The organism is Azospirillum sp. TSH64, from assembly GCF_003116035.1.
In the GTDB taxonomy this organism is placed as follows: domain Bacteria; phylum Pseudomonadota; class Alphaproteobacteria; order Azospirillales; family Azospirillaceae; genus Azospirillum.
Map to the genome: position 1 here is coordinate 2,461,498 of NZ_LGQW01000015.1, position 18,113 is coordinate 2,479,610.

General features: G+C 67.2%; 16 protein-coding genes and 1 tRNA gene. 13 read left to right on the top strand and 4 right to left on the bottom strand.

Annotation, left to right across the window (positions count from 1 at the left end; genetic code table 11):
• The first annotated feature begins 67 nt into the window (after positions 1–67).
• The 5 genes from TSH64_RS12620 to TSH64_RS12640 all read left to right on the top strand — a co-directional run bounded on the left by TSH64_RS12620 (position 68) and on the right by TSH64_RS12640 (position 7,509).
• Positions 68–523: a response regulator gene (locus TSH64_RS12620; protein ID WP_247872910.1), complete on the top strand. Its 456-nt coding sequence runs from the start codon at positions 68–70 to the stop codon at positions 521–523.
• Between the two features lie 955 nt (positions 524–1,478).
• The gene (locus TSH64_RS12625) at positions 1,479–3,425 is read left to right on the top strand and encodes a PrkA family serine protein kinase (RefSeq protein ID WP_098739016.1); all 1,947 of its coding nucleotides are present in this window, start codon (positions 1,479–1,481) and stop codon (positions 3,423–3,425) included.
• A gap of 148 nt (positions 3,426–3,573) precedes the next feature.
• Positions 3,574–4,866, top strand: a complete 1,293-nt coding sequence (locus tag TSH64_RS12630) for a YeaH/YhbH family protein (protein ID WP_109445397.1) — start codon at positions 3,574–3,576, stop codon at positions 4,864–4,866.
• Between the two features lie 81 nt (positions 4,867–4,947).
• Positions 4,948–6,501, top strand: coding sequence for a SpoVR family protein (locus tag TSH64_RS12635; RefSeq protein WP_109445398.1), 1,554 nt, complete (start codon positions 4,948–4,950; stop codon positions 6,499–6,501).
• A 120-nt stretch (positions 6,502–6,621) separates the two neighbouring features.
• A complete protein-coding gene (locus TSH64_RS12640; RefSeq protein WP_247872911.1) occupies positions 6,622–7,509 on the top strand; it encodes an FkbM family methyltransferase in 888 nt (295 codons plus the stop codon).
• Between the two features lie 30 nt (positions 7,510–7,539).
• Here TSH64_RS12640 and TSH64_RS12645 read toward each other — a convergent pair whose 3' ends face one another.
• Positions 7,540–8,406 carry a hypothetical protein gene (locus TSH64_RS12645; RefSeq protein ID WP_109445400.1) on the bottom strand — a complete coding sequence of 289 codons (867 nt, stop codon included), beginning with the start codon at positions 8,404–8,406 and terminating at the stop codon, positions 7,540–7,542.
• A 187-nt stretch (positions 8,407–8,593) separates the two neighbouring features.
• Between TSH64_RS12645 and TSH64_RS12650 the strand changes: the two genes are divergently transcribed.
• The 5 genes from TSH64_RS12650 to TSH64_RS12670 all read left to right on the top strand — a co-directional run bounded on the left by TSH64_RS12650 (position 8,594) and on the right by TSH64_RS12670 (position 13,396).
• Positions 8,594–9,700: a serine hydrolase domain-containing protein gene (locus tag TSH64_RS12650; RefSeq protein ID WP_109445401.1), complete on the top strand. Its 1,107-nt coding sequence runs from the start codon at positions 8,594–8,596 to the stop codon at positions 9,698–9,700.
• 174 nt (positions 9,701–9,874) lie between these two features.
• The gene (locus TSH64_RS12655) at positions 9,875–11,620 is read left to right on the top strand and encodes a long-chain fatty acid--CoA ligase (protein ID WP_109445402.1); all 1,746 of its coding nucleotides are present in this window, start codon (positions 9,875–9,877) and stop codon (positions 11,618–11,620) included.
• Positions 11,617–11,907, top strand: a complete 291-nt coding sequence (locus tag TSH64_RS12660; protein WP_109445403.1) for an acylphosphatase — start codon at positions 11,617–11,619, stop codon at positions 11,905–11,907. The genes TSH64_RS12655 and TSH64_RS12660 overlap by 4 nt, the downstream gene beginning before the upstream one ends.
• Positions 11,908–11,997: 90 nt before the next feature.
• On the top strand, positions 11,998–12,897 hold the full coding sequence (locus TSH64_RS12665; protein ID WP_109445404.1) for a hypothetical protein: 900 nt from the start codon (positions 11,998–12,000) through the stop codon (positions 12,895–12,897).
• Positions 12,884–13,396, top strand: coding sequence for a hypothetical protein (locus TSH64_RS12670; protein WP_109445405.1), 513 nt, complete (start codon positions 12,884–12,886; stop codon positions 13,394–13,396). Before TSH64_RS12665 ends, TSH64_RS12670 begins: the two co-directional genes overlap by 14 nt.
• On the opposite strand, the gene lipB is transcribed toward TSH64_RS12670, so the two are convergent.
• Positions 13,393–14,127, bottom strand: a complete 735-nt coding sequence (gene lipB, locus TSH64_RS12675; protein ID WP_109445406.1) for a lipoyl(octanoyl) transferase LipB — start codon at positions 14,125–14,127, stop codon at positions 13,393–13,395. The two genes, TSH64_RS12670 and lipB, sit on opposite strands and share 4 nt — an antisense overlap.
• Positions 14,128–14,289: 162 nt before the next feature.
• Here lipB and TSH64_RS12680 point away from each other — a divergent pair.
• A tRNA-Leu gene (locus TSH64_RS12680) sits at positions 14,290–14,374 on the top strand.
• Positions 14,375–14,481: 107 nt separating this feature from the next.
• On the opposite strand, the gene TSH64_RS12685 is transcribed toward TSH64_RS12680, so the two are convergent.
• The gene (locus TSH64_RS12685; protein WP_109445407.1) at positions 14,482–15,195 is read right to left on the bottom strand and encodes a phosphatase PAP2 family protein; all 714 of its coding nucleotides are present in this window, start codon (positions 15,193–15,195) and stop codon (positions 14,482–14,484) included.
• A 388-nt stretch (positions 15,196–15,583) separates the two neighbouring features.
• Between TSH64_RS12685 and TSH64_RS12690 the strand changes: the two genes are divergently transcribed.
• Positions 15,584–15,904 carry a hypothetical protein gene (locus TSH64_RS12690; RefSeq protein WP_109452597.1) on the top strand — a complete coding sequence of 107 codons (321 nt, stop codon included), beginning with the start codon at positions 15,584–15,586 and terminating at the stop codon, positions 15,902–15,904.
• 92 nt (positions 15,905–15,996) lie between these two features.
• Here TSH64_RS12690 and TSH64_RS12695 read toward each other — a convergent pair whose 3' ends face one another.
• Positions 15,997–16,299: an STAS domain-containing protein gene (locus tag TSH64_RS12695; protein ID WP_109445408.1), complete on the bottom strand. Its 303-nt coding sequence runs from the start codon at positions 16,297–16,299 to the stop codon at positions 15,997–15,999.
• Positions 16,300–16,653: 354 nt separating this feature from the next.
• Here TSH64_RS12695 and mgtE point away from each other — a divergent pair, with 354 nt between their 5' ends.
• On the top strand, positions 16,654–18,093 hold the full coding sequence (mgtE, locus tag TSH64_RS12700) for a magnesium transporter (protein WP_109445409.1): 1,440 nt from the start codon (positions 16,654–16,656) through the stop codon (positions 18,091–18,093).
• Positions 18,094–18,113: the final 20 nt, after the last annotated feature.

Genomic DNA, 18,113 nt, shown 5'->3' on the forward strand with positions numbered 1-18,113 from the left:
TCGGGTCACGAAATGACCGTCGGCAGCATTCCGCCGGCCGGTCGCTCAAGCGAAAGGGCGGGGCGTGATGACTGACCGGTCGGCTGAGAGCGCTGCGGCAGGCAAGACGTCAGGCGAGACGGGGACGCCGTTCGGCGCCCTGTCGGTCCTGGTGGTCGAAGACGAATCCTTCACCCGCATGGTGCTGGCGAAGATGCTGGGCACGCTGGGCGTCAAGGCGGTCCATCAGGCCGCCGACGGCGAGTCGGGACTGGCGGTGGTCGCCGCCCACGCGCCCGACCTGGTGCTGTGCGATGTGGAAATGCAGCCGATGGACGGATTCGGTTTTGTCCGCGCTCTGCGCACCAGCGGCGAGTCGCGCCACAGCAGCCTGCCGGTCGTGTTCATGAGCGGCCGGGTCGACGACGACCGCAAGGCGCAGGCGCGCGACAGCGGCGCCCACGCGGTGCTGGCCAAGCCCGTCACCCCTGCGACCCTGCGCGAGGCGTTGAGCATCGGGGTGAAGGGCTGGCAGCCGGCCTGAGAGGCCATGCTGAGAGGCTGTCCGGCGGAAGGGCTGCCGGCACCGTGCGAAACTCCGGCTTGCCGCCGGAGATTGCTGCCGCCACTGGGGGCAAGCGGGGGCCGCAGGCCTGCCTTCAAAATTTCCCACCCCGTGGCAAGCGTGCCAAGCCATTGAAACAATTCGGTAATCCAGCGGTAACCCTCCACCGTGCCGCGTTGGCGCCCCATCCTCACCCAATTTCCGCCTTGTTGATGGGCACGATTGGGACGCAACATGACCTCAAGGAAGTGTTGGGGGATCTGTTGCGAGGCCGTGGCCGACACTGCGGCAGACCGCAAGTCTCTCAACCGGATATTGTTAAGGTTTGGAGTTCAGTATCGACGGTAAATCCCTGCGCCGTGCTTGGTCGAGGCGGCGCGTCTGCTTGAGGAGGCCGATGGCGTGACAAGGAGCGCCCGATGGAACCCGCTTGGGTCGCATCGCACTGGGCAGTTCTTCCCGATCGGACGGGCAACGACGATTGCCGCCGGTTCCACGCCGTCACCTTTCGACACCGTCACACCTCTTTCCCCGAACCTTCCGACGCATGCGCGGCCGATACGCGCGTGGGTTGAGCAGGTGCGCTCGCCGCACCCACACCGGCCGCAGGACCTAGGTCCTATGGCTGAGGCCAGCTTCACCGCGGGCTTTCCGGCTATGGAGCCTGAGTGCCTGGAAAGCTCCAGGTGGAGCATTACATTCAAAAATGACTCGTTCGGGGGTCGCCGCGTCACGAGACGGACCTCTCCCGGCCTTCACAGGACCGTTCCTTACACCAGACCGCTGGCTTCTATCGCTGAGCGGGGAGGCTGCGGACCCTGCGCGGTCCGCGCCTTCCCTGGAGTGCCCCTTGGATCGCGGCATGCGCCGCGCCCTGCCGCCGCAGCCACCGGCGGCCCCCCGGCGCATCGGACCAGATAAGACGGAGCGACGAATGTTCCCGGCCGACGAACTGTTCACGCGCTACACGCAGAATTACGAGACCCGCCGCGAAACCGAGATGTCCTTGATGGACTATCTCCAGCTGTGCCGCGACGACCCGATGTCCTACGCCTCGGCCTCCGAACGCATCCTCGCCGCCATCGGCGAACCGGAGGTGGTCGACACGGCCCGCGACCCGCGCCTGGGCCGCATCTTCATGAACCGGACCATCAAGGTCTATCCCGCCTTCTCCGAGTTCTACGGCATGGAAGAGACGATCGAACGGATCGTCGGCTTCTTCCGGCACGCAGCACAAGGGCTGGAGGAGCGCAAGCAGATCCTCTACCTGCTGGGCCCGGTCGGCGGCGGCAAGTCGTCGCTGGCGGAACGGCTGAAGTCGCTGGTGGAGAAATGCCCGATCTATGTGCTGAAGGCCGGCAAGGAGATCAGCCCGACCTTCGAAAGCCCGCTCGGGCTGTTCAACCCGGACGAGATCGGCGACGAGCTTGAGGAGCGCTTCGGCATTCCCAAGCGCCGCCTGACCGGACTGATGAGCCCGTGGGCGGTCAAGCGCCTCGACGAGTTCGGCGGCGACATCAACCGCTTCAAGGTGGTGAAGCTCCACCCCAGCAAGCTGCGCCAGATCGGCGTCACCAAGACCGAGCCGGGCGACGAGAACAACCAGGACATCTCGTCGCTGGTCGGCAAGGTCGACATCCGCAAGCTGGAGATCTACAGCCAGAACGATCCCGACGCCTACAGCTTCTCCGGCGGCCTGAACCGGGCGACCCAGGGCATGCTCGAATTCGTCGAGATGTTCAAGGCGCCGATCAAGATGCTGCACCCCCTGCTGACCGCGACGCAGGAGGGCAACTATGTCGGCTCGGAGAACATCGGCGCCATTCCCTTCCAGGGCGTGATCCTGGCCCACTCCAACGAGGCGGAGTGGCAGACCTTCAAGAACAACAAGAACAACGAAGCCTTCATCGACCGCATCTGCGTGATCAAGGTCCCCTACTGCCTGCGGGTGGCGGAGGAGCAGAAGATCTACGAGAAGCTGGTCAACGGCTCCGACCTGTCGACCGCGCCCTGTGCGCCGGCGACGCTGGAGATGCTGGCGCGCTTCTCGGTGCTGTCGCGGCTGCGCGAGCATCCGAACAGCAGCGTCTACAGCAAGATGCGGGTCTATGACGGCGAGAGCGTCAAGGAGACCGATCCCAAGGCCAAGTCGATGCAGGAGTACAAGGACCAGGGCGGCGTCGACGAGGGCATGGGCGGCATCTCCACCCGCTTCGCCTTCAAGGTGCTCGCCTCGACCTTCAACTACGACTCGACCGAGATTTCGGCCGATCCGGTGCATCTGATGTATGTGCTGGAGCAGGCGATCCGCCGCGAACAGTTCCCGGAGGAGACGGAGAAGAAATACGTCGAGTTCATCAAGGCCGAACTCGCCCCGCGCTACGCCGAGTTCATCGGCAACGAGATCCAGAAGGCCTATCTGGAATCCTACTCCGACTACGGCCAGAACCTGTTCGACCGCTATGTCGATTATGCCGACGCCTGGATCGAGGATCAGGACTTCAAGGATCCCGACACCGGCCAGCTGATGAACCGCGAGCTGCTGAACCAGGAGCTGACCAAGATCGAGAAGCCGGCGGGCATCGCCAACCCGAAGGACTTCCGCAACGAGGTGGTGAAGTTCGCGCTGAGGGCGCGGGCGGCCAATTCCGGCCGCAACCCGTCCTGGACCTCCTACGAGAAGATCCGCGAGGTGATCGAGAAGCGGATGTTCAGCCAGGTCGAGGACCTGCTGCCGGTCATCAGCTTCGGCTCGAAGAAGGACGGCGACACCGAGAAGAAGCACACCGAGTTCGTCTCGCGCATGATGACCCGCGGCTACACCGAGCGACAGGTCCGCCGGCTGGTCGAGTGGTACATGCGGGTGAAGCAGGCGGGCTGAGGCCGGCGGGTCGGGACAGCTGGACCGGGGGGACGCTTAATTGCCGCGGGGCGGGGTGTTGCAACGCCCCGCGGCAACCCCACTGTCATAGAAAGCTGTCAGGATCCTAAGGCCGCGTGACGAAACGGGTGGGAGGGCCAGCCCCTTGATGAACATCATCGACCGTCGCCTGAACCCGCAGGGCAAGAGCCTGGCCAACCGCCAGCGTTTCCTGCGCCGTGCCAAGGAACAGGTTGTCAAGGCGGTCCGCGACGCCTCGGGAAAACGGGGCATCCAGGATATCGAGAACGGCGAGAAGGTGACGATCGCCGCCGGCGGCGTGCGCGAACCGTCCTTCCACCGTGCTGCCCAAGGCGGGGTGCGCGACTATGTCGTGCCCGGCAACAAGGAATATGTGGAAGGCGACACCATCCAGCGCCCGGACGGCGGCGGCGGTGGCCGCGGCAGCGAGGGCAGCGCCGACGGCGAGGGCGAGGACGAGTTCCGCTTCGTCCTGTCGCGCGACGAGTTCCTCGACATCTTCCTGGAGGATCTGGAGCTTCCCGATCTGGTGAAGCAGAAGGTCAAGCAGTCGGAATCGCACACGCTGACGCGGGCCGGCTATTCGGTGTCGGGGTCGCCCGCCAACCTGAACCTGGTCCGCACCATGCGGAACAGCCTGTCGCGCCGCATCGCGCTGAAACGCCCGAAGCGCGACGAGATCCGCGAACTGGAGGAGATGCTGCGCGAGGCCGAGGAGGCCGGCGAGGACGCCACGCAGATCCAGGCGTTGCGCGAACAGCTGGAACACATCGTCCTGCGCTCGCGCCGGATTCCCTTCATCGACCCGATCGACGTCCGCTACAACCGGTTCGAGACGGTGCCGAAGCCGATCGCCCAGGCGGTGATGTTCTGCCTGATGGACGTGTCCGGCTCGATGACCGAGCACATGAAGGATCTGGCCAAGCGCTTCTTCATGCTGCTGTACCTGTTCCTGCGGCGGCGCTACCGGTCGGTCGACATCGTCTTCATCCGCCACACCCACGAGGCCAAGGAGGTGGACGAGGAAACCTTCTTCTATTCCACCGAGACCGGCGGCACCGTGGTGTCCACCGCGCTGGAGGAGATGCAGAAGGTGGTGCAGGAGCGCTACCCGCACAATGAATGGAACATCTATGCCGCCCAGGCGTCGGACGGCGACAACATGTCGTCGGACAACGCCAAGTCGGCGACCCTGCTGCGCGACGTGATCCTGCCGATGTGCCAGTATTTCGCCTACATCGAGGTGGCGGCGGAACACAATATGGGCCTGTCGGCACTGGGCCGCGAAACCGAGCTTTGGCGCACCTACAAGCAGGTGCAGAGCCCGGAACGTCCGCTGGCGATGCGCCGCGTCCGTTCCCGCCGGGAGATCTTCCCGGTCTTCCGCGAGCTGTTCGCCCGCGAGAAGGCGGGAGCGTAAGGGGCGACTGAGGGGATACAGGGAAATCACCGCCCTCATCCCCCACAGGGGGCGCAGAGGGGCGGCAGGGGGAGATCGAGAATGACCGCTGTGATCACCAGACCCGAGGCGCTGCTGTATGACGGCGTCGAGTGGGATTACGACAAGATCAAGCGCGTCTATGACGCCATCGAGCACATCGCGCTGAAGGAGATGGGCCTCGACGTCTATCCCAACCAGATCGAGGTCATCACCGCCGAGCAGATGCTCGACGCCTATTCGTCCATCGGCATGCCGCTGATGTACAAGCACTGGTCCTTCGGCAAGCATTTCGCCCGCGACGAGATGATGTACCGCAAGGGCTATCGCGGCCTCGCCTATGAGATCGTCATCAACTCCAGCCCCTGCATCAGCTACATCATGGAAGAGAACACCATGACGATGCAGACGCTGGTGATCGCCCACGCCGCCTTCGGCCACAACCATTTCTTCAAGAACAACCAGCTGTTCCAGCAATGGACCGATGCCCAGGGCATCCTCGACTATCTGGAATTCGCCAAGACCTACATCGCCCATTGCGAGGAACGCTACGGCCATGCGGCGGTGGAGCGGGTGCTGGACGCCGCCCACGCGCTGATGAGCCAGGGCGTGCACAAATACCCGAAGAAACGGTCCGACCTGCGGACCGAGCAGCGGCGCGAGCGCGAGCGGCAGGAATATCAGGACCAGACCTTCAACGATCTATGGCGCACGGTGCCCAAAACCGCCGCCGGCCCGCGCCCGGCCAAGTCGGTGTCGGAGCGCAAGAAGCTGCTGGGCCTGCCCGAGGAGAACATCCTCTATTTCCTGGAGAAGAAGGCGCCGCGGCTGGAGCATTGGCAGCGCGAGCTGTTGCGCATCGTCCGCCACATCTCGCAGTATTTCTATCCGCAGAAACAGACCAAGGTGATGAACGAGGGCTGCGCCACCTACGTCCATTACCAGATCATGAGCCGCCTGCACGAGACCGGCCAGATCAGCGAAGGCGCCTTCCTCGAATTCCTGCACTCGCACACCTCCGTCGTGTTCCAGCCGGAATTCGACGACAAGCGCTTCTCCGGCCTGAACCCCTATGCGGTCGGCTTCGCGATGATGCAGGACATCGCCCGCATCGCCGAAAAGCCGACCGACGAGGACCGCCAGTGGTTCCCCGACCTCGCCGGCCGCGGCGACGGCATGGCGGCGGTGCGCGAGGCCTGGGCCAACTTCCGCGACGAGAGCTTCATCCTCCAGTATCTCAGTCCGCACCTGATGCGGAAGCTCAAGCTGTTCAGCGTGCGCGACGACGCAGAAGACCCCTATCTGCTGGTCGATCACATCCACAACGAGCGCGGATACCGCGACATCCGCAAGAAGCTGGCCCGCCAGTACGATTTGGGCTACCTGGAACCGGACATCCAGATCGTCGACGTCGATCTCGCCGGCGACCGCAAGCTGATCCTGCAGCACCGCGTCACCAACGGCGTGCTGCTCGACGAGAGCGACGCCAAGGCGGTGCTGCGCCACATCGCCAATTTGTGGGGCTACGAGGTGCAGCTGATCGAAGTGTCGGCGATCTCCGAGGCGATCCTGAAGGAGCATGCCGTCACCGCACCCAGCGGGATCGGCGTAGGCTGATGCCTTGCCCTCTCCCCCGGCCGCCGCGGGCCGGGGAGGGGGGCCGCGTGGCTCCGGCGGACGCGACCTTTGCATCGGGCTCCGCTACACTTCCGGCCGATGGAGCGGCGGGGGGAGGCGATGGCGGACGATCTGCTGGGTGGAGAGGGTCCGGTCGGGCTGGTGAAGGCGCGGCACGGCTTGATGATGTACCGGCGCACCGACAGCGTTGTCGGCCGGTCGCTCGGCTATTACGCTGAATATTTCGAGCAGGAGGTCGCCCTGTTCCGCCAGTGCGTCCGGGCCGGCGACCGGGTGATCGACGTCGGCGCCAACATCGGCGCTCACACGGTGGCGCTGGCGCGGCTGGTCGGCCCTGCCGGCCGGGTGCTGGCGCTGGAGCCGGTCGATGCCAACCACCGGCTGCTCTGCGGAAATCTTGCGCTGAACGGGCTGGACTGGGCCGACGGCGTGCTGGCCGCCGCCGGGGCTGCCGACGGCATGCTGCACCTCGCCGCGGTGGCGATGGACAGGGACGGCAATTACGGGGCGCTGTCGCTCGACGCGCTGGCGGGGGACCGGCCGGTGCCGGTGCACCGGCTGGACGGGCTGTGCCGTGAGGGGGCGGGCTGCATCCGCCTGGTCAAGATCGACGTCGAGGGCATGGAAGCGGAGGTTCTGGAGGGCGCCCGTGGCCTGATCGCCCGTGACCGGCCGGTGCTGTATGTGGAGAACGACCGTCCCGACAAGTCGAGCGCGCTCATCCGCCTGCTCGGCGAGCTTGGTTATGCCTGCTACTGGTATCTGCCGGCCTTCCACAATCCGGCCAATTTCGCCGGGCGGTCGGAGGCGATCTTCGGCTATGGGCTGGTCGACACCGGGACGGAGATCCACGGGCTCGGCATGGGGATCAACCTGTTCTGCCTGCCGGCGGAAGCGGGGGCGCGGATCAACGGCCTGCTGCCGGTCGCCGGCCCGGACGAGCATCCGCTGATGCGCGGCCACAACCGGCGCTTCGTCGGTGGCTGACGGCGCGGTGCGGGCGCGAGGACGGCCGCATCAGCGTTCCGGTTCGGGCTTGATGCCGGCGTCCTTCATGGCGTGCATCAGGTCCAGCATCACGGTGCTGATGTCGGGGAAGGACAGGGCCACCGCGTGGCGGTCGGGGTCGAGGCGCACCACATGGGCGATCTGCCGGCCGCCGACCCGATGGCCGGATTTGTCCGGGCGGCTTGTTTCCGGGTTGGCCGTTTCCGGGATGTCCGGGCAATGCAGTTCCAGCCGCAGCTTGCCGCCGACGGCATGAGCGAACTCCCCCGGCGGCAGATCGACCAGCAGGCCGCGGGTCGACCAATTGATCGTGGTGCAGCGCCGGCCCTCCGCCTCCACCGCCAGGACCGGGTCCATGTAGCGGATGGCACGGCGGCGTTCGATCCCGTTCGGCGGCTTGGCGCCGACATCGTGCTGGTCGAGCTTGCGTTTGGCCGCCTGCTTGGTGCGCTCGTCCACCCCGTCCTTGCTGGTCATCAGCGTCGCCTGCACGCGCCGTTCGACGCCGTGGCGGAACTCGTCGTCGGCACCGAACCGCAGGGCCTTGGCGAAATGGTCCTTCGCCTGGGTCAGCAGCGCGTTGCGCCCCTTCTCGTCGCCGCGATGGCCGCAGCGTTCGGCCTGGACCAGCAGCGAATCGACGCTGCGCTGGTAGGCGCCGCGCTGGTAGACGCGGGACAGCTCGCGGAACTCGGCGGCGCGCAGGCTGGGGAATTCCCGGGTCTTCAGCAGCCCGGCCAGCCCCTCCGCCAGCGAGTCGACATGGGCGGGATCGCCGGTTTCCGCCTCCCGGCGCAGGATCCGCACCGCCTCCTCCGCCTTGCGAAGCAGCTGATCTTCCAGTTTGCGGCGCTGGTCGGCGTCCATCACGGGCATGGCGCGGCCCTCCACAGGGGCGGTCTCAACAGGATAGCTCAACTCGTGGGATGCGTCAGCGGCCGGCTATGGTTAACGGGACAGTTGAGGGGCGCCCCAGTAGGATCGGACCGGATTTTCATTTGCCGGCCGACGGCCTTCTTATCTGTGAGGACAAACGGAATCGGCGGCGGGGAGCGGACAGGCGATGGGTAAGGACAGGAACGGGGCGGCCGGGGCGGATCCCGAAGTGGCGGTGCTGACCGTGGCGCTCGCCGGCCTGCTGGAGGAGGACAGCGCAAGCCCGGCCCCGGCGTCCACGGCGCTCGTCGCCATCGCCCGCGGCCGGGGCGCCGATGCGGAACCGGTGCGGACACTGGCGCTGCGGCGGAAAGGGACGCATAGCGGGGCGACGGGCAGCGGGGCGGCGGGCGACGATATGGCCGACCGGCGCGCCCTGGTCTACAGCCTGACCAAGACCATTCTCGCCGCAGCCGTGCTGCGGCTGGTCGCCCGCGGCGTGGTCGAGCTGGATGGGCCGGCGGAGCGCTGGCTGCCGGAACTGGCCGGACGGCAGGGATCGGTCACCGTGGCGCAGATCCTGACCCACCGAGCCGGACTGCCGGATTATGGCGGGCAGGCCGACTATCACGCCGCCGTCGCCGCCGGTGCGACGCCTTGGAGCGGCGACGAGTTCCTGGCCCGCTGCGGACTGGAGGGGCCGCCGGTCGGCAGCTTCGCCTATTCCAACATCGGCTATCTGCTGATCGGCCGGCTGCTGGAGCGGGCGGGCGGCGCTCCGCTGGCGGAGATTCTGGGGCGCGAGGTCTTCGCGCCGCTCGGCCTCGCCAGCGCGTCGCTGCTGCGTGACCGCGCCGACCTCGACGGGCTGTTCTTCGGGCCGAGCCCGGCCTTCGGCGGGGCTGCGGTGGCGGAGGCCTATCATCCCGGCTGGGTGTCGCATGGGGTGGTGGCGATGACGGCGGCGGACGCCTGCCGCCTCATTCATGGTCTGGCCGAGGAGTATCTGCCGGGCCCGTTGCTGCGGCGCATGCGCGATGGGCTGCCGGTCGGCGGGCCGATGGGCGGGCGGCCCTGGGTCGAGCCGTCCTATGGGCTGGGGATGATGGTGGAGCTGGACCCGGCGGCCGGTCCCTATTGGGGCCATACCGGCGGCGGTCCGGGGGTGACGCCGGCGGCCTACCATGCGCCGGGGCCGGTCCCGGTCTCCGTCGCCGTCCTTCTGGATGGCGAGGACGGGGCGCTGGCCGAATGGATGGCGGTGGAGGTGCTGCACCGGCTGCGCAGTCGTTAAGGGAGCGCGCGCTACAGCCTCCGCTTGTTCATCTCCCGCTTGTTCATGGGGGTCGCGATCCCATCTCCTCTCCAGGGGACAATTCCCCGCTTCCCGGCGTAGGCTCGGGGGAGAAGACGGTGCCGGACGAAACCGGCAACCGGGAACAGGAACCAATGGGGGAGGAACCGCGCGATGGGAGATGCCGCCCGCAAGCTGCCCGATTATCCATGGCTGGCCTCGTACCCGCCGACGGTGGACTGGGCGATGCCGATCCCGGTCCGGCCGCTGACCGAACTGCTGGAGGGGGCGGTCGCCCGCCATGGCGACAAGCCCTGCCTGAATTTCCTCGGCAAGCGCACCAGCTACCGCGAGTTGGGCCGGCTGGTCGACCGCGCCGCCCGCGGCTTCCAGGCCATCGGGGTGGGCAAGGGGACGCGGGTCGGGCTGTTCCTGCCCAACACGCCCTATTACGTCGTCGCCTTCTTCGCCATCCTGAAGGCCGGCGGCACGGTGGTGAACTTCAACCCGCTCTATGCCGAACGCGAACTGGTCCACCAGATCGGCGACAGCGACATCGACCTGATGGTCACGCTGGACCTGAAGCTGCTGTATGACAAGATGGCGCGGATGCTGGCCGAGACCGGGCTGAAGCGGCTGGTGATCTGCCGCATGGCCGACATCCTGCCCTTCCCGAAGAACTGGCTGTTCCCCATCGCCAAGAAGGCGGAGATCGCGGCGATCCCGCGCGACGACCGCCACATCCCCTTTGCCAGGCTGATCGCAAATGACGGCCGGCCGAGCCCGGTCGTCCTCGATGCGCGGGAGGACGTGGCGGTGCTGCAATACACCGGCGGCACCACCGGCGTGCCGAAGGGCGCGATGCTGACCCACGCCAACCTCTACGCCAACACCATCCAGTGCGCGACCTGGTACGCGGCCAAGGAGCGCAAGCCGGGGGAGGGCGGTGCGGAAGACGGGCAGGAGCGCATGCTGGGCGTGCTGCCGCTGTTCCATGTCTTCGCCATGACCGCGGTGATGAATTTCGGCCTTCATCTGGGGGCGGAGATCATCCTGCTGCCGCGCTTCGAACTGGAGCAGGTGATGCGCACCCTGCAGAAGGAGCGGATCACCCTGTTCCCGGCGGTGCCGACCATCTACACGGCGATCAACCATCACAAGCACCTGAAGGACTACGACCTGTCCTCCATCCGCTTCTGCATGTCGGGCGGGGCGCCGCTGCCGCTGGAGGTGAAGGAGGCGTTCGAGCGCACCACCGGCTGCACGCTGGTGGAAGGCTACGGACTGTCGGAATGCTCGCCCGTCGCGACGGTGAACCCGGCGGTGTTGCATGCGACCAAGAAGGGCTCCATCGGCCTGCCGCTGCCTGGTACGATCATCGAGATCGTCAGCCTGGAGGAGCCGCGCCGCGTCCTGCCCCCCGGCGAGAAGGGCGAGGTCTGCATCCGCGGGCCGCAGGTGATGAAGGGCTATTGGCGCCGCCCGGCCGAAACGGCTGAGACGCTGATCGACGGGCGGCTGCACACCGGCGATGTCGGGATCATGGACGAGGACGGCTACACCACCATCGTCGACCGCATCAAGGACATGATCCTGTGCAGCGGTTTCAACGTCTATCCCCGCAATGTCGAGGAGGCGATCTACCTGCATCCCGCCGTCGCCGAGTGCGTGGTGGCCGGCGTGCCGGACGAGTATCGCGGCCAGACGGTCAAGGCCTATGTCCGGCTCGACGACGGCCAGAGCCTGACCGCCGGGGAGCTGACCGCCTTCCTGAAGGACAAGCTGTCGCCCATCGAGATGCCGAAAGTCGTGGAATTCCGCCAGGAGCTGCCCAAGACCATGATCGGGAAACTGTCCCGCAAGGCCCTGCTGGACGAGGAGCAGGTCAGGCGGACCGCGGCGAAGGATGGCGCCGCATGAGCGCCGACGACCGGAAGGCGGTGCGTGTCCGCATCCAGGGCAAGGTGCAGGGGGTGTGGTATCGTGGCTGGACCGTTGAGCGGGCCGGCACGCTCGGCCTGACCGGCTGGGTGCGCAACCGCAGCGACGGCACGGTGGAGGCCCTGTTCGCCGGCCCCGCCGACGCCGTCGACCGCATGCTGGAGGACTGCCGCCGCGGCCCGCCGTCGGCAATCGTCCGCGACGTGGTGTCCGAACCGGAACAGGATCCGGGCATGGCCGGGTTCGAGCAGCGGCCGACGGCATGAGCCCGGCGTTAGCCTTCCGCTAACCATGACGGCGGCATGCTGGCGGTGGATGCGGATTTTGGGCCCTGTGGTTGAGGGACGACGGCCGGGATGACCGCCAGCAAATCGGATGTGGCCGGGATGAAGGCCATGCTCACCGGCGTCTTCGCCAAGGCGGCGAAGGCGAAGGACAAGACCGGCCGCAAGCCGGGGGCCGCCCCGACTCCGAAATCCTCCGCCGGGCCGGGGCAGGACCCCGCCGTCCGTCTCAGCCTGGGGCCGGTGGCGGTGGAGGATGCGCCGGCACGCCCGTTCCAAGCTCTCCAAGCTTCGGCGGCTGATGATGGCCTTGCCGACCGGCTGGACCCTGCGATCCGGGCGCTGGCGCGCGATCTCGGGCGGCTGCTGACCGCCTTCGGGATGGGCGGGAGCGAGGCCGCGGCGGCGGAGACGGCGCTGGCCGCCCGCTTCGGCGATGCCGAGCGCCGGGCTGCCGTCGCCGCGCTGGATGGCCCGGCGGGCGCTTTGCGGCCCTTGGCAGACGATGTCCGGCAGGAGGTGGCGGTCGAGCTGAGCGGGATCGGCCTTGCCTTGTCCGATGGAAAGGCGTGCGTGCGGCTGGACGGTGCGGCCCTTGCGCTGGCGCGGGTGCCGGCGGAAGAGAGGGGGGAGGGGCTGGCCGCCATGCTCGGCGCCCTCCGCTCCGCCATCCGGCCGGGCAAGGGGCTGACGGTCGAGACCGACCGGGTCGCCATCGACGATCTGGGCCGGGTGATGGAGAGGCTGACCGCGGCGATGACCGCGCCGCCGCAAGGTCTGGAAGGCACGGTGACGCTGTCGCCCTCGGGTGCGCCTGCCGATGGCGGGGCGATGGAACTGGCGCTGACGCTGTCAGGCCGGCTGGGAGAGGCGGTCGCCCCCGCACCGCCCGAAGCCAAGCCGGCAAAGGAGCATCAGCCTGGCGATGTGGTGGGCGAGGTGAAGGAGCGTGGGTTCGATGTCCGGATTTGAGGTGCGCTTTCTGGCAGCCCTTTGCCTGTGCGGACTGGTGCTGCCGGGGGCCGCGCCGGCGCTGGCCGGTGCGCTGGAGCGGACGGAGCCCGGCCATCAGGCGCCGCCGCAGCCGGGGGGCAACCTGCCCATCGCCCCGCCCATCGTGCAGTATGCGCTGCCCTCGCAATGGATGACGATCCGCTCCAAGGAGGACTGGCGCAAGGCCGGCACCTTCGAGAAGGAGCTGAGCAAGGATTGCGCCGCCCTGCGCTTCGGTGAAATCGAGCCGATGCGCTTCCGCGCCTATTACAATGGCGAGGTGCTGGGCGTCGCCTTCGGCCATGGGCTGAACCTGCGCGACCCCGGCAGGAAGGCCGACCGCAAGAAGATCTACCTGTTCCGCAACGGCGATTCGACCAACTGCACCGTGCAGTCGATGGACAACAAGGACCCGCGGGTGAACCCTGCCGGCAACCAGGCCGCCACCCCGGCCGCCGGCGGGTTCAAGAAGTATTAGACTTCCGACCCATCCCGCATCTCGCCGCCGAACACCTCCGGCCAGGCCGCGATCAGGGCGGAGTCCACATCCTCCATCGTCACCAACTGGCCCAGCGCCACGATGGAGGTGACGCCATGCTCGGCGATGCCGCAGGGGACGATGCCGCCGAAATGGGACAGGTCCGGCTCGACGTTCAGGGCGATGCCGTGGAAGCTGACCCAGCGGCGCACCCGCACGCCGATGGCGGCGATCTTGTCCTCCTGCCCTTTCAGCCCGCCATAGGGCTGCTTGTCGACCCAGATGCCGACGCGCCCCTCGCGCCGCTCGCCCTTGATGTTGAAGGAGGCGAGCGTGCGGACGATCCACTCCTCCAGGTCGCGGACGAAGCCGCGGATGTCGGCGCCGCGCGCCTTCAGGTCCAGCATGACGTAGGCCACCCGCTGTCCCGGCCCGTGATAGGTGTACTGGCCGCCGCGGCCGCTGCGGTAGACGGGGAAGCGGTCGGCCTCCAGCAGATCCTCGTCCCTGGCACTGGTACCGGCGGTGTAGAGCGGCGGATGTTCCAGCAGCCAGACCAGTTCGGGTGCCGTGCCGGCGCGGATCGCCTCGACGCGGGCCTCCATCTCGGCGATGGCGTCGGGGTAGGGCACAGGCTCGTCGGAAATGCGCCACTCGATCGGCTGCCGGGCGGCGGAGGTGTCGGGCTGACTGGCGGACAGGCTGGCAGGCTGGCTTGTCAGGGAGGTCATTCGATGGGTTCTCTGATGGCATCGGCGGACCGGCCGGAGGGCCGTTCCGAATTTTTCTTCGCAGAAGATGATTGTAGCGCTTGATCGACCGTCGGGAAGCTGATATCTACCCGCTCCACCCGATGAGGCGCGCAAGCGAGCGTCGGGGACTACCAGCCTGATGCGGTCGTGGCGGAATTGGTAGACGCGCAGCGTTGAGGTCGCTGTGGGGCAACCCGTGGAAGTTCGAGTCTTCTCGACCGCACCACTCTCCCATGCAGATGGGACCATCCCGGGGATACGGGAAAGACGAAAGGCCCGCAGGTCGCAAGACCGAGCGGGCTTTTTCGTGTCCGGGCCCCGGCGTTGCTGGATTTAGCCGGCCAGCGCGTGCAGCAGCTTCGATGCTCCGCCGGCGGCGCGGCGGACATCCTCGAACAGCACCATCATCTCGTAGATCGCCAGGAAGGCGCCGCTGTAGAACCAGGGGCGCCAGCGATCCTCAATCCGGGCGACCAGCCGGTGGACGCCGTCCATCGGCAGCAGCCGGGCGACCGCGACGGCGCTGAGGATGCCCAGCAGCGCGCCGCCGGTGACGTCGCCAGGGTAATGCAGGCCGAGATAGACCCGCGGCAGCGAGATCACCAGCGCTGCCCACAGGCAGGCCAGCAGTCCCCACGGGCGGGAGGCGCGGACGAAGGTGGCGGCCAGTGCGAAGCCCAGGGCGGCATTGTCGCTGGGGAAGGAACTCCAGTTCTTCAGCGCCTCGCGGCTCTGGCCGATGGGCGGGACGAAGGGCAGGCCGGCGTCGTGCAACGGTCGGGGCCGGGCCGGCATCACCGCCTGGATCAGGATGGATGCCGCCACCGCCAGCACCACGGCGGCGATGGCGTCCACCACCAGCCGGCGTCCGCCCTGCGTGTCCTCCCGGCGGAACCAGAGCCACCACAGCGCCGCGCTGAACAGGCCGAGCTTGACCAGATAGATGTTGGCGATCCCGCGCACCGCCATGTCCAACGCCGCGCTGTGCCCGGCAAACTGGTTCAGCCAGAGCAGCAGCGTCTGGTCGAGGCGATGCAGAGACTCCACACGGCGTCTCCTCGAAAGGACGGGAGGGAGGTGCCAAGTGTTGCGGTTTTATGACAAGGGCGGTCAATGGAGCATCGGAAGGCGCCATCCGGGTCAGGGACGGCGGCTTCGGGGTGCCTCTCCCGCCGATGCCTCGCGCTGGCGCCGGGCCATACACTCCCGATTGCAGACAGCGGGTGGCTTCATGAGATGAAGAAGCATTTGATATCGATGTCGATAATATGAAGAAAATATAATCGGCTGAATGATGCTGTCAGAGAACAATTGCCCTGCTGTTTTCTGTCCTACTCTTGCCGCTTATCGAAAGTGGTAATATCCTGCGCTGCGAGAGGCGGAGTGGATGGCGATAAGCCAAGCCATTCAAGATACGGATTGCATGGGGGATTTGATGGCGACTGTCGTGATGATGAAGCACCCGCAGACGGGGCTTACCAAGAAGGGGCTGGTCGGGTTCAGCTGGACCACGCTGTTCTTCGGCGGCTTTCCTGCCCTGTTCCGCGGCGACTGGGGAATGGGCCTTCTCCTGACGCTGCTGGCCTTCTTCACCGGTAACATTTCCAGCATCATCGCCGCGTTTCTCTACAACAAGAGCTACACGTCCAAGCTGATCGAGAAGGGCTACGTCTTCGCCGATACCGAGGCGTTGAACAGCCTGGCCCGCGCCAAGCTCGGCGTCGATACGGGTGCCGCGGTGCCGAACCCGACCTGATCGGTCGTGACCGTTCGATCTCGAGGCGGAAAAGACGAAGGGCGGTGCACGGTGCGGCACCGCCCTTCGTCTTTTCCGGCCCCTTGTCCTTTTCAGCGGAACTCGATGTATCGGTCCAGCGTGGCGCGGCGCAGCGCGCGGACGATGTGAGGGGGCGCGCCGCTGGCGACGATGTGGCCGCCGGCCTCCCGGCAGCGGTTGGCCAGGATGAACATCATCCCGATGGCGGCGGAATCGATGAAGGTGACGAAACGCAGGTCGATCCGGACCACCGGTTTGGCCGCGAAATCCCAGTCGCGCAGCATGTCGTGGAAGCGGTTGCCATCCTCATAGGTGCAGCGGCCGGACAACAGGATGCCGTCGCAACCGTCGACAGTGGTGAAGGCATACTCCATCGGCCCGTCCTGTCCCTCTCCCCATGATGCGGCGCCTGCGATGCGCTGCGGGCCTATGGGAGCATGAAGGGTTGCGGCGGTGCAAGGGTATGGTGGCAAAAGCGGCCGAGCCGGCCGGCCCCTGCCGAAGCGGGCTGGACAAACGGAGGCGGCGCCTCTATGTCGGGGTCGCTTCCGCCGACACCGGTCCCGTTCCCTTGCAGCGGATTTCCGGAACCGGCCGGAAGGCTTCCACAACCCGCAAACCCTGAACGCCGCCGGCCACCGTCCGATGTCGCGGAGCCGTCTGCCGTTCCCTTGCCGCCGCTTCGGCTTGGCATCCTGGGATTGCATCGTCGAAGGGAGGGTGCCGGCATGCACACCGATCCCCATGCACCGGTTCCGCGGACGGACAGCGCCGCCAGCGCCCATGGTCATGCCCAGGGACAGGGCCTGGAGGCGGAGGACGAACGTCGCTACGGCGTCGAGCCGGAGTTCGTGGAGGCGATCGCCGGCCTGCTGCGCGCCCGCGAGCGCGATGCCGTGCTGGCGCGGCTGGACGGGCTGCATGCCGCCGACATCGCCGACCTGATCGAACAGGCGGAGCCGGCCGAGCGCGCCGACCTGATCGACCTGCTGCCCACCGAGCTGGATGGCGAGGTGCTGTCCTACCTGAACCCGGACCTGCGCGAATCGCTGATCGGGCGGTTCGAGCCGCAGGAACTGGCCGACGCCGTCGCCGACCTCGACACCGACGACGCGGTGGAGCTGATCGAGGATCTGGACGCGGAGACGCGGGCGCAGATCCTGGCGAAGCTGCCCGATGCCGAACGCGCCCTGGTCCAGGAGAACCTGACCTACGACGAGGACAGCGCCGGCCGCATGATGCAGCGCGAGCTGGTCGCGGTGCCGGAATTCTGGACGGTCGGCAAGACCATCGACTTCATCCGGGCGGCGACCGACACGCTGCCGGAGGATTTCTACGACATCTTCATCGTCGATCCGATGCACCGGGTGGTCGGGGCCGTGCCGCTGTCGCGCCTGCTGCGCCAGCGCCGGGCCGTGCGCATCGCCGATCTGGTGACCGGCGAGGTCGACGCCATCCCCGCCACCATGGAGCGGGAGGAGGTGGCGAACCTGTTCCGTCAATATGCCCTGGTGTCGGCCCCGGTGGTCGATGCCGCCGGCCGGCTGATCGGCGTCATAACCGTCGACGACGTAGTGCGCATCATCGACGAGGAGGCGGACGACGACCTGCGCAAGCTGAGCGGGTCGGGCGACAGCGGCGTGTTCAGCGGCATCGGCGACATCGCCCGCAGCCGTGTCGGCTGGCTGACCATCAACCTCGGCACCGCCTTCCTGGCCTCGGGCGTCATCTCGCTGTTCGAGGGCACCATCGAGCAGATCGTGGCGCTGGCGGTGCTGATGCCCATCGTCGCCTCGATGGGCGGCAATGCCGGCACCCAGACGCTGGCGGTCGTCGTCCGCGCGCTCGCGACTCACGACCTGTCGTCGGCCAACGCGATGCGCGTGGTGGGGAAGGAGCTGCTGGTCGGGCTGATCAACGGCGGCATCTTCGCCGTGATGGTCGGGCTGATCGCGCTGGTCTGGTACGGCCCGCTGATCGGCGTCGTCATCGGACTCGCCATGATCATCAATCTGGTGGTGGCGGGCCTGAGCGGAGCGCTGATTCCGCTGGGTCTGGAAAAGCTGGGGGTGGACCCGGCGGTGTCGAGTGCGGTGTTCCTGACGACGGTGACGGACGTCGTCGGCTTCCTGGCATTCCTCGGGCTGGCGTCGGTGTTTTTGCTGTAGGGGAGAGTCTCCCCCGCGAG